This is a genomic window from Primorskyibacter aestuariivivens (assembly GCF_028023675.1).
Classification (GTDB): domain Bacteria; phylum Pseudomonadota; class Alphaproteobacteria; order Rhodobacterales; family Rhodobacteraceae; genus Marinovum; species Marinovum aestuariivivens.
On the sequence record NZ_JAQIOZ010000001.1, the window covers coordinates 85,437 to 96,424 of the forward strand.

Annotated in this window: 14 protein-coding genes; 6 read left to right on the plus strand and 8 right to left on the minus strand. The window is 64.1% G+C overall.

Annotation, left to right across the window (positions count from 1 at the left end; all coding sequences use genetic code 11):
* Positions 1-133: 133 nt before the first annotated feature.
* Positions 134-619 carry a hypothetical protein gene (locus tag PGB28_RS00455; RefSeq protein ID WP_271419498.1) on the minus strand — a complete coding sequence of 162 codons (486 nt, stop codon included), beginning with the start codon at positions 617-619 and terminating at the stop codon, positions 134-136.
* Between the two features lie 96 nt (positions 620-715).
* On the opposite strand from PGB28_RS00455, the gene PGB28_RS00460 reads away from it, so the two are divergent.
* A complete protein-coding gene (locus tag PGB28_RS00460) occupies positions 716-1,231 on the plus strand; it encodes an outer membrane protein assembly factor BamD (protein WP_271419499.1) in 516 nt (171 codons plus the stop codon).
* Positions 1,232-1,239: 8 nt separating this feature from the next.
* On the opposite strand, the gene gspM is transcribed toward PGB28_RS00460, so the two are convergent.
* From gspM to gspG, 7 genes are all read right to left on the minus strand, one after another.
* Positions 1,240-1,737 (minus strand): type II secretion system protein GspM, encoded by a 498-nt coding sequence (gspM, locus tag PGB28_RS00465; protein ID WP_271419500.1) that lies wholly within the window; start codon positions 1,735-1,737, stop codon positions 1,240-1,242.
* The gene (gene gspL, locus PGB28_RS00470; RefSeq protein WP_271419501.1) at positions 1,730-2,965 is read right to left on the minus strand and encodes a type II secretion system protein GspL; all 1,236 of its coding nucleotides are present in this window, start codon (positions 2,963-2,965) and stop codon (positions 1,730-1,732) included. The genes gspM and gspL overlap by 8 nt, the downstream gene beginning before the upstream one ends.
* 70 nt (positions 2,966-3,035) lie before the next feature.
* Positions 3,036-3,881 (minus strand): type II secretion system minor pseudopilin, encoded by an 846-nt coding sequence (locus PGB28_RS00475; protein WP_271419502.1) that lies wholly within the window; start codon positions 3,879-3,881, stop codon positions 3,036-3,038.
* Positions 3,878-4,498, minus strand: a complete 621-nt coding sequence (locus tag PGB28_RS00480; protein WP_271419503.1) for a type II secretion system protein GspJ — start codon at positions 4,496-4,498, stop codon at positions 3,878-3,880. The genes PGB28_RS00475 and PGB28_RS00480 overlap by 4 nt, the downstream gene beginning before the upstream one ends.
* Positions 4,499-4,502: 4 nt before the next feature.
* Positions 4,503-4,871: a prepilin-type N-terminal cleavage/methylation domain-containing protein gene (locus PGB28_RS00485; RefSeq protein ID WP_271419504.1), complete on the minus strand. Its 369-nt coding sequence runs from the start codon at positions 4,869-4,871 to the stop codon at positions 4,503-4,505.
* Complete coding sequence (locus tag PGB28_RS00490; RefSeq protein ID WP_271419505.1) at positions 4,859-5,347, minus strand: type IV pilin protein; 489 nt, start codon at positions 5,345-5,347, stop codon at positions 4,859-4,861. The genes PGB28_RS00485 and PGB28_RS00490 overlap by 13 nt, the downstream gene beginning before the upstream one ends.
* On the minus strand, positions 5,344-5,805 hold the full coding sequence (gene gspG, locus PGB28_RS00495) for a type II secretion system major pseudopilin GspG (protein WP_271419506.1): 462 nt from the start codon (positions 5,803-5,805) through the stop codon (positions 5,344-5,346). The genes PGB28_RS00490 and gspG overlap by 4 nt, the downstream gene beginning before the upstream one ends.
* A 289-nt stretch (positions 5,806-6,094) precedes the next feature.
* Here gspG and PGB28_RS00500 point away from each other — a divergent pair, with 289 nt between their 5' ends.
* The 5 genes from PGB28_RS00500 to PGB28_RS00520 all read left to right on the plus strand — a co-directional run bounded on the left by PGB28_RS00500 (position 6,095) and on the right by PGB28_RS00520 (position 10,971).
* Positions 6,095-6,604: a prepilin peptidase gene (locus tag PGB28_RS00500; protein ID WP_271419736.1), complete on the plus strand. Its 510-nt coding sequence runs from the start codon at positions 6,095-6,097 to the stop codon at positions 6,602-6,604.
* Positions 6,605-6,728: 124 nt separating this feature from the next.
* Positions 6,729-8,348, plus strand: a complete 1,620-nt coding sequence (locus tag PGB28_RS00505; protein WP_271419507.1) for a tetratricopeptide repeat protein — start codon at positions 6,729-6,731, stop codon at positions 8,346-8,348.
* Positions 8,345-9,595, plus strand: coding sequence for a tetratricopeptide repeat protein (locus PGB28_RS00510; protein ID WP_271419508.1), 1,251 nt, complete (start codon positions 8,345-8,347; stop codon positions 9,593-9,595). The genes PGB28_RS00505 and PGB28_RS00510 overlap by 4 nt, the downstream gene beginning before the upstream one ends.
* Before the next feature lie 232 nt (positions 9,596-9,827).
* Positions 9,828-10,280: a hypothetical protein gene (locus PGB28_RS00515; protein ID WP_271419509.1), complete on the plus strand. Its 453-nt coding sequence runs from the start codon at positions 9,828-9,830 to the stop codon at positions 10,278-10,280.
* Positions 10,281-10,542: 262 nt separating this feature from the next.
* Positions 10,543-10,971 (plus strand): hypothetical protein, encoded by a 429-nt coding sequence (locus PGB28_RS00520; protein WP_271419510.1) that lies wholly within the window; start codon positions 10,543-10,545, stop codon positions 10,969-10,971.
* The last annotated feature ends 17 nt before the right edge of the window (positions 10,972-10,988 follow it).

The window sequence follows — 10,988 nt, forward strand, 5'->3', positions numbered from 1 at the left end:
GTATGCGCTGCCCCTTCGGGCTTTGTAATTGATGCCACCCTAGCGGATTTGCACGGCCCGCGCATCCCTTTCCTTGTGACAGGTGATTTCCGGCAGGAACCCGTTGCCCCAGAGACTCAGGCTGGAATTCAGCTCACTCCTTGGGCAGGGCCAGTGTTTCCCGCCCGCGCCCGGTTTCCACGACGATGCTTTCGGCGGTGATCTCGATCACGACGGCCCCGTCGGTCAGCGCGTCACCCGGTTTGAGGATCTTGTCACCGGTGGGATGGGTGACAATGGCCCAGCGTTCATTACCGGACCGGATGATACCGCTCAGCCCGTAGCCCTGGCTTTCCAACGGCGGCGAGGGCGGCGCGGCCTCTGGCTCAGACGCGGGCGGCTGCGGCTCTGGCGTTTCCTCCTGCGCAGGCGTGGGCGGCGCCAACTCGCCGAACAGCGCGGGCCAGCCACGGCTGCGGCGCGCCTCGGACCGGGTGTCTTCACCACTGCCAGCGCGGGCAATTTCGATATTGGGGGGCTGAACAAGCGTGGCTTCGCGCGTTTCCCACAGGGCCGTGCCCAGCCACCCGCCAGCGCCCAGCGCCGCAAGCGTTACAAGGAATGCAAGAAATCTGCTCACCAAATGGCTCCGTCCCATATGTGGCCCACGCGCAAAGATAGACGCGGGCACCGGCCTGTGATAGGCTTGCGTTAATAATTAGAACATAGGCAGGTCATGAGCAGATCTCCAGTCTTCGCAAAAGCGGCGCTTGGCGCCGTTGTTTTTGCCTTGCTCGGTTGCGATGCGCAGCTTGGCGGGCAAGGCATGGGTTTTGCCGCGCGCTACGATGCGGCGCGCGGTGCGTTGGAAAGCGGCGACTACGCCAAGGCCGCCAGCAAATACGAGGCGCTTCTGGCCAATGCGGGTCCGCTTTCCGCGCGGCTGCGGCTGGAATACGCCCATTCGCTCCTGCGCGCGGGCAAGCATGACGCCGCCAGTGCCGAAGCCGCATCCGTCGCACGCGCCACGCAAGGCACGGCTCGCAACGCCGCGCTGGCCGTGCAGGGCACCGCCGATCATGAACATGCGCTCAGCCTGCTGAAATCTCCGGCGACCAAAGCGGAGGGACGCGCAAAGCTGAAATCCGCGCAGTCCGCCCTGTCCACGGTTCTGGAGGAAGATCCGGCGCTTGATCCGGTGGGCGGGCTGGCGAGCCGGTTGCGTGCCATCGAGGCGCGGCTGGGCGGCTAAAAAAGCTCTCAGCCCTCGCCCGGCTGGGCACGCAATTCCACAAAGACCCGGGCCTCATCCTCAGTCGCCTCGATGCGCAGATCGCTCAGACTGTAGCCCCATTGCGGCGCGATCCCTTCGAGCCATGCGCCGAATTTCTGAAACACCACGCTGTCAAAGCGCAGCGTCACCCCGCCCTGCCCGTCATTGGTCAAAGCCGTGACATCGCCGCGCAGCCCGGCCTCGCGCAGGCTTTGCTCAATCGCGCTCAGCCCGATCGGGTCATCGGCGCGCTGTGCCTCGTCCGCCGGGGTCAGGCTGGCCGCTTCCTGCGCGCGCTCGACCACCCAGACATGCAGAACCTGCGCCTCTTCAAACGCCGCATGTGCGGCCGCCTTGCGCGCCATCAATGGCTCGGCCACGCCAAACCACAACCCGGCGGGCAGCGCCACGAGCACAAGCAGCAAGAGCAGCAGCCGTTCCCGGCCGGTCAGCCGCAACAGAAGGTCAATCAGGCGCTCAGCCATCTTCGCCCTCCGTCTCTGCCCGTTGGAACAACACCTGCGCGACGATCCCGTCGCCATCCTCGGCAATGCCGGAACTGATCACGCGCATGCTCAGACCCGCCAATTCGGCGCGCGTCCCGGTCCCGTCCAGCGCGGCGAAATCCGGCAGGCCCAGAATGGCCAGCACGCCATCCTGCGCGCCCTCTTCGGACAGTTGCAGCAATTCCATCGCAACATCATCGTGGTCGAGAACCGGAAACACCCAGTTCATCACATCCAGCGGATCGCGGCGTTCCCCCTGCCCGGCGGAGGCGGCGCGCAGCCGATCCAATGCCCGCGCAACCTGCAACCGAATGTCGATCAACGGGCCGGAGGGCACGAAGAACTCCCGGACAAGACGGGTCGTCTCGGCCCGCCATTGTCGGTCCTGCGCGGTGATCTGGGACGTCTGCAACACGATCAGCGCGCACCACAGGCCAAAGGCCAGCCCGCCGGCAAGGATGGGCCATCGCCATGGCAAAACGCTGCGCCGCAGCCTGTCGCGCGCGGCCTGAGGGTCCACCCGCAGGTCCACCCCCAGCTCCCCATGGGCAAAGGCGCGCGGCATTGCGCCGGTCGCGTTTTGCGCGTCATCTGCGCTGGCAAAAACCTTGATGCCTTTGTCAGCGGCCAACGCGTCCAGATCAGCAGGCGCTCCGCCAGGCGCATAAATGGCCTTTGGCACCGGGCCGGTGCGCAAGGCCGCATCAAGCATGGCGCGGGCGATCTCCGGCTCGGCGCTCAATCCCGCGATGGTGCCCGTACGGACGACCCAATGCCCGTCTTCGCTTTCGGCGAAGCTCCAAAGTCCATCGGCCCATGGCAGGACAAGGAAATCCGGCAGCAATGCCCGACAGGCAGGGCCGCATGTCCGCCGCCAGTCATCGCAGAGGTCACGATCCGCGATCAGCACATGTGACCATGCCCCCGCCTCTCCCGGACCGGCCAGCGGCCAGATGCGAAGCCGGGCGATATCCTGACCAAGCTCGGCGCTGATCTGGCGCAATGCCACCCTTTCGCGCGCCGCGCCGCGCAGTCCGGCGGGAATATCCAGCGGAAACACGCTCAACTCGCTGCCCGGTACGCTCACCACATGCGGGCTGCGCGGCGCGGACGTGCCGGGGCGGGCCAATGCCTGCACATTGACCACCGCAAGATCACCCGATGATTTGGATCGTGCCGCCAGCGACTTTCCTCCGGACCGTGCCAAAACCCTTTGCCATAACGAAATTTTTCAAACTCATACCTGCCGGTGATTTGCGCACAGCTTGCCCCGGGGATCAACCGGGCAGACGCAGGCGATAGGCGACCTTGGTCACACCCGGGCTGGGGATACGCTCAAGCAACGTGCGCCGCCGCGCGGCTTTTCCGTCCAGTTCGGCGCTGATCTCAAGCTCGAACCAACGCGACGACACCCCTAGCCGCTCGAACGGGACGGCGTCGAAATCCTCGGCGTCCATGTTGTCCAACAGCAGGTCGCGGAAATCGGTGGTGCTCTCGAAGGGTCGGTTGCGCTCGATCAGCAAAAACAGCGCCGCGTTCATCGATGGCAGCAGTGCGCTCAGAACAGTCTCATCAGAGGTGTTCATGTTGAGCGCCCTGTCCCCCGGAATGGCCGCGGCAAAGCCCCCGAGTGTTGCGAGATGTGTTTGCGGTATCCCGGACAAGGGACCAAGTGCCTCCACCATGCTGAGTGCGCCGACAGTGTTCAGATGCGCGATCACCGTCTCGGCCACACTGGGCGGCAGCCCATTGGACCGCGCGGCACGGCGAAACTCTTCGGCGGCGCGGCCGGTGTCATCCCCGGCAATCCAGTTGAGATTGAAAAGACCCTGAGCATCGCGGACGGCGACCGTCACCTTGCCCCGGTCGATCTCGGCCCCGCCTGTATCCCTTGCCCAGCTTTCCCGGTCGTGATCGGCAACCGATCCGGTAAGGTCACGGGCCAGCCGCCCGATCACGAGCGCTTCAACACCGTCCATATAGCGCTCCAGCTGCCATCGCGTCTGGTCATAGCCGCGCCCGCTTTGCGCCGTTTGCGTGCGCATCAACAGCGCCACCGCGATCAGCGCAATCGCCGCCGCAATGACCAGCGCATTGACCAGAACAAAACCCCGCGCCCTCATTCCAGCGCCTCCAGGAGTTTCAGCCTGCCATGTGTCGCGCTGTCTAGACGGAGTGATAGAGCATCGGGTGCCTGCAAGATCAGGCTTGCTGTCAGATCGATCCCTTCGGGCGAAGGATAGAGCGAACGCCAGCCCTGCCCCTGCACAAAAAGCTGCATGTTCAGGTCCCGGACATCCCGGAACAGCACCACGTCCCCGCGCGGTTCGGACCGCGCGTCTGGCGCAAGCGAGGACCAGTAAGACCGGCGCAGTTCTCCGGTTGTTGTATCCCATCGCCACAGAACCCGATGAAACGCGACCGGGCGCGGATCGGTCTGCGCCGCCTGCCCGGCAATTGTCATGGAAATCTCCACGACGTCTCCGTCGGCCTCAGCAGCCACGACCGAGCGTAGCTCTCCGTCCGGTGCCGCGAAACCAACCGGGACGACCGCCGCCATATCCGCACGCAGCAGCGTCAGGCCAAGGGCAAGCTCTGAAGTGCGTTTGTCGGCATCCAGCACCCGGTCACGCCCGGAAAGCTGCCCGGTTATGGCCTGAATGCCCATCACTGCGACCAGCGCGAAAAGGCTCATCGCCACGACCAGTTCGATCAGGGTGATGCCGCGATCCCGTCCCATCCGCTCAGGCCCCCGGCACAGGCAGGTATCCCACCGCCAGCACGCCCGTCCCATCCGGTCCGACCGCCCGAACCGTCACATTGCGAAGACCGCCGCGCGTGGCCTCGCTGCTGCGTGTGATATCAAACGACATGCCCCCCATTTCGACCGAGCTTGCCTCGGGCGCTTCCCCGCCAAGCCTGACAAGCCGCATCTGCTGCAATTCGTTATGGGCGACGTGCAGCGCCAGCACACGCACCGGCATACCCGCCATCACGGTCTGGGACTGGGTCATGCTCCGGTATCCGGCGACCGAGGCGATCGACAGGATCAGAATGGCAATCAGCAATTCCACAAGCGTAAACCCGCGCGTCCCCGTCCCTAGCCGTCGCATGACAGCCCCTCCAGAAGATCTGGGTCACAGTTAAGCACGCCGCCGCCGGCACCGGTCTTGCGAAACACGGCAATGAACGCATTCACATCGCCATTGGGGGACAAAAGAATATCGGGACGCCAGCTACCCGCTGCCCCGTCAAACTCCGGATCCGGCCGATCCCCGCGCAGCACAACGGCCCCTTGCAAAGACACCGGCGATCCATCCGTTCGCCAGCGGTCCCCGGCAAGGCGCAGCGGCTGCAGCGCACCACGATCCAGCGCAATGCCCTGGGAGACGCCGGTGAACACGGCTTTCTGGTGCTGACGTTTCATCAGATTGGCCAGGGTCGCGCGATCTTCGGCATGGGCCAGACGCCCCGACGGCACGGCAATCTGCACCGACACGGCAAGCACAGCCAGAATGGCCACCACAACAAGAAGTTCGATCAGGCTGAACCCCGCATCAGCCCGCGCAACGCTGTCCCGCTTGTTCAACTGCCTTGCCATGAGCCGATATCGGCATTCACGCCCGTCCCGCCCGCTGTGCCATCGGCACCGTAGGAAAAGATATCAAACTCCCCATGCACCCCGGGCGAGAGGTATTGATAGGGACGGCCCCACGGGTCTTCGGGCAGACGGGCGATATAGCCATTGGCCGCGTAGTTTTCCGGCTTGGGGGCCACGGTCGGCATACTGACCAGCGCGGCCAGCCCCTGCTCCGTGGTCGGGTAGCGGAAATTGTCGAGACGATAGAGATTGACCGCGCTGGCGATGGCGGCAATGTCGGACTGCGCCCGTGCCACCCGCGCCTGATCGGGACGGTCAATGACACGCGGCACGATCACCAGCGCGAGGATCGACAGGATCACGACAACCACCATCAGCTCCAACAGGGAAAACCCTGCGTCACGCGGCTCTTGCGCGCTTTCGGTCTTTGGGGGGATCTCTGTCATGCAACAGTCCTTATCACGTATCTGGCCTCGGGTTGGACCCGTGCCCGGGCCTTTTCTGCAAACACTAGGCACCCCCCAAGGCCCGTGCAAGTGAGCGCTGGCCATGGGCGCGGTATCCGGCCATGATGCGCCCGAACCCGATGTCTGAGCCCTCTCTTTGCCCCATACACATCCCCTTTTTCTAGCCTTTTTCTCGCTGCTTATCGCACCCTTACTAGCCTGGGTTGTGGCCGGGCTTCTGCACATCCGCAGTCCGGGAATATTGCGGACCCAATGGGCCGTGCAACTCATGCTGAGCGTGCCGGTGGTCACCTTTGTCGCGGCACGGCTGAGCCTCGGCTGGGCCGAATCTATCCTCGCGACCCTTTGTGGCCTGTGCCTGATGTCACTGATCACATGCGATCTTTTGCGCTTTCGTCTGCCTGACCCGCTGACGGGCGGGCTGCTGATCTCTGCGCTGGCCCTGTCGGTTGCGGCCCCGCCGCCGGACTGGCGCGCGGCCCTGGCAACGGGGTTGGTTTGCGCCGCCCTGCTCTGGGCATTGCGCGCCGGATACCGCGCCTTGCGTGGACAGCACGGCCTGGGGCTGGGCGATGTGAAGCTGGCGGCAGGGATCGGGGCGCTGACCGGCCCGTTCGGGGCCGCGCCCACGCTGTTGCTGGCGTCCCTGATCGCGCTTGGATGGGCCATTGTGCAAAAACGGCCCCTGTCGCGACAGGCCCGCCTGCCCTTTGGCGCAGCGCTGGCAGCGGCGGCATGGCTGGTCTGGATCTGGCAACGCATCCCCCCTGCGGGATGACATTTGCGGGCATCCCGGCCCAATCTCTTGACAGGACGCTGTTCCTGCGACGAGGTATACCTATAGTTTCCGGGCTCCCGGGCCCCGTTTGTCACATCATGTTTTTCAAAGGACGGCCAAAGCCTTGACCGCAAAATTCATTCCATCAATCCCTCTCGCAACCGCGCTTGCGCTTGTCCTCGCGGCCTCCCCCGCCCTGTCGCAGGACACGTCCGAGACCGCCGCGCCCCCTGCCGCGCCGACCGAAACCGGCATTCAGACCCAGCTTGTCGCGGCAAGCGCCGCCGAAGCGGTGGGCGATTTCATCACCGCGCGGCAGATCTACGTGACGCTGGCCGAGGCCGGTTCGGCCGACGCGCAGTTGAACGCCGGCATCCTGATGATCGAGGGCAAGGGCGGTCCGCGTGACATGGCCGAAGCCTCGCGCCTGATCGAAGCCGCCGCCGCACAGGACCATCCCGCCGCCCTGCGCATCGCGGGCCAGATCGAGATGGCCAATGCCGGCAAGCTGGGCATGACCGCCAAGGCACGGGCCTATTGGGCGCGCGCGGCAGAACTGGGCGATGGCGATGCCGCCTATCGCCTTGGCCAGTTGATGCTGCGCCAATCACCGCAAGAGGACGGTGCCAAGGCGCTCGACCTGATCCGCTTTGCCGCCGAGAACGATCACATCGCAGCGCAGTTCCGCATGTCGGAACTGTTGTCCCAGGGCAGGATCACCCCGGCCAGGCCCGAAGAAGCCATCAGCTGGCTGTCGAAATCGGCCAATGCCGGCTATCCCGAGGCGCAGTTCTACATGGCGCAGGCCATCGAAAGCGGGGCCGTAACACCGAAATCCGGCGATGCAACCGAGGTGGCCCTGAACTGGTTCCGCCGCGCCGCCGATGGTGGGTTTGCCCGGGCGCAACGTGTCATGGGCGGCAAATATCTCAAGGGTGATGCCGGGCTTGAGCCCAATATCGACGAAGCGATGCGGTTTTTCCGTCTTGCTGCGGCACAGGGGGAACCGGGCGCACAGTTCAATCTGGGTGTCCTGCTGGCTTCGGGAACGCAGGTGCAACAAAACCTGCCCGAAGCGGTGAGCTTCTTTCAGGCCGCCTCGGAACGCGGCATGGCCGATGCCAGCTATCGCGCAGGTTTTTTGCTTGAAACCGGCGGTCCGGGCCTGCCGGTGAATATCAACCGCGCCTTCGAGTTCTATGTCCGCGCTGACCAGCAAGGGTCGGAGGACGCGCGCTTGCGCCTTGGTGAACTGGCCGCAGCCAATGTCATGGGCGACCGGATCGCACCGCATGATACGGTGCCTTGGGTGCTCCATGCCGCCGGACAGGGCCATGAAGAGGCGCTGAGCTGGCTGGAAACCGAAGCCGACAAAGGCATGCGCGAGGCGATGCATGCGCTTGGCGCGTTTTACATATCTGCCGCTTCCGAGGGCGATGAGCCGCGCGATATCGAAAAAGCCGCCGCATGGTATGCCAAGGCGTCCCAAGCCGATTACCCGCAATCCCAGATCGAATATGCCCGCCTGCTGTCGCAGGGTCAGGGCGTCGAACAGGATTACCTTGCCGCGCATAAATGGTTCAACATCGCCGCCGCGCGCGGCATTGCCGAGGCCGCGCCGCTGCGTGACGCGCTGACCGATCTGATGGACCCCGAAGACATCGCCAGTGCCCAGGCCGAGGCCAGCGCCTTTTTCGACCACATCCGCGCGCAACCCATCCCGAAACGGGACGAAGGCGAATGAAGGCAAGAGCACGCTTGCAGGTCTGCGCATTGGCGCTGGCCCTTTGTGCCGGGGCCGCGTCGCCGGGCTGGACCCAGTCGCCCCCTGCCCCGTCCGAGGCGCGGGCAACGTTGGAACAGCTTCTGGAACATTCCGAACGCGGCCATCCCGAGGCCCAGACCCGTCTGGCCAAACGCTATGCCACCGGGGATGGCGTGCTCCCGGATTTCGAGCGGGCGGTGGAGCTGTACCGTAAAGCCGCGGACTCCGGTCACCCGGAGGCGCAAAACCAGTTGGGTCGCCATCTCGACGCCGGGCTGGGGACGCCACAGGATACCGCCGCTGCGCTGGACTGGTTTGGCAAGGCCGCGGCACAGGGCAATCCGGCGCATGTGTTCGACTATGCCACGGTGCTGGAAAAGGCTGCGGGCGACGACCCGGACAGGCAGGCCAAGGCCCTTGCCACCTATGCAAGAGCGGCAGAGATGGGCCATGTCCCGGCATTGACCAGCCTCGGGGTGCTCTATCAGCAAGGCACCGGAACAGAGGTCGATTACGAGGCCGCCGCGCGTTACTTTGAAAAGGCGGTTGCCGCCGGGGATGCCCGCGCCCTGAACAATCTTGGTCTGCTCTATGTGCGCGGGCATGGGGTGGAACAGGATTACGACCGCGCGGCCCAGCTTTTCCTTGCCGCCGCCGAGGCCGGAATTCGCGCTGCCATGCGCAACCTCGCGGTGATGTATGAAAACGGCTTTGGCGTGGAACAGGACGACCAGCAACATGCGTTCTGGCTGGCCAAGGCGCGCGAAGGACAATCGGCCACGGATATGCCCGTGGCCTTCAGCTTCGACGCGGCCATCGCCACGCCCGATCTGGCCACCCAGGCGGATATCGACCGCCTGCGCCAGACCGCGATTTCGGGCGACCCGGTCGCACAGTTCCAGATGGGCTGGCTGCTTCTGAGCGCGAAAGAAGCGCGTTTTGCCACGCTGGACGAAGCCCGCTACTGGTTCGAAAAGGCCGCCGCGCGCGGGCATGGGGCCGCCATGGCCAATCTGGCCCTGTTTCACGCTCAGGGGCTGACCGTCCCGCAGAATTACGAACGCGCCTATGCCTGGGCATCGGCGGCGCTGGCAACGGGGCGCAAGGATCAGGAAGCGCTGCTGCAATGGCTGTCGGCACGGATGCCGCGCGTTCAGATCACTGCAGCACAGGAGCGGGCCAAGTCCCTATGGCAGCCCGCCGCCCCCTATCGCCCCATGGAGTGACCGGCCAAAAGTGGATGGCCACGCAGCGTTCAACCTGAGCGGGCCAAACAAAAAAGGGCACCGCGACATGATCTCCGGAAAACCACGAGAAATCCGCCCAAGCGGGCGCGCCTTTGCCCGTTTTACAAGAATTCCCGTGATTTTAGAGGCAACCTGTGCCACATTATGCGCATTAAGGGCGCATGCGCCCGCTACATTTGTTCAGCTTTTATACCGCTAAGGAGAATTCGGCATGACCGCAGATATGATTCACTCCAAACGCCGAAAATCCGGCCTGATCGCCGCCATGATGGGCGCGCTCATGATGGCGGCACCGCTTGCCGCGCAAGACATCAATCTGGTCGAACAGCACAATTCCAACGCGCTCTGGTTCGAGAACTGGTCGGGTCTGTCCAATGCCAACCTCACGGTGCGTGAACCCAGCGGGCAGGTTCTGGATTTCCCGTCCCGCAAAGGCTCGCCGGTGTTCAAACTTGAGAAATCCGAAGGAGCCGACGGTATCTATAAATATGAACTGCGCGCCGCGACCGAAGAAAAGGCGCGCCGCGTGAACAAGCTTTACAGCGGCCGGGACAATGAGCCTGAAAGCGCGTCTGTTCCATATGTCCTGACCGGATTCTTTGTCGTTAACCGTGGCGTCATCGTCGAAAAAGACACCTCTACGGAAGACGACGACAAGAAATAACCGCGGCTTGCCTGTGTTGCGTATTGTTTCACCGCCCGCTGTCATCGGGCGGGTCAGTGGTGTTTCGGCATCGGCGGCGGGCCGTCGGCTCGCATATTGATGCTCCAGGGCGCGTCCGCGTCGCAACGCCATTGCCAGCCCGGTGTTTTGGGACCACTGTGACCTGGACCACTGTCATTTGCCCAAGTGTCTGTTAATGATTCTTCATCTTTCCTGAACTTGCGTTCAAAACAGCAGTGAACGCCAAACGCCGGAGCACGTCATGAGCAGCATATTCCTGTCCCTTCCCCGCCTGACCCGCAGGGCGCTTGCCGCTGCCGGAGGTGTTGTACTGGCCACGGCGCTGGCTGCCGAGCCGGTTGAACAACATAATTCGAACGCGGTCTGGTTTGAGAACTGGACCGGGCTGAGCAACGCGCAACTGGTCGTCGCCGCCCCGGATGGCGAGATCACGACCGTTGAGGCCAGCTCGGGCACCCCGCTCTACACGCTCCCACAACGCGATGTGCAGGATGGCATCTATCGCTACGAGCTGACCGCCGCCACGGATGAGAAAGTGCGCGTGGTCAACACCACGTCGAACGGGCGGGACACGACCCCGACGATGGAGCCGAAGCCCTTTGTCATGAATGGCCATTTTGTCGTTGACCGCGGCGTGATCATTGCAGAGGTCGCCGTTTCCGAAGACTGACGCGACGGCTATTCGGT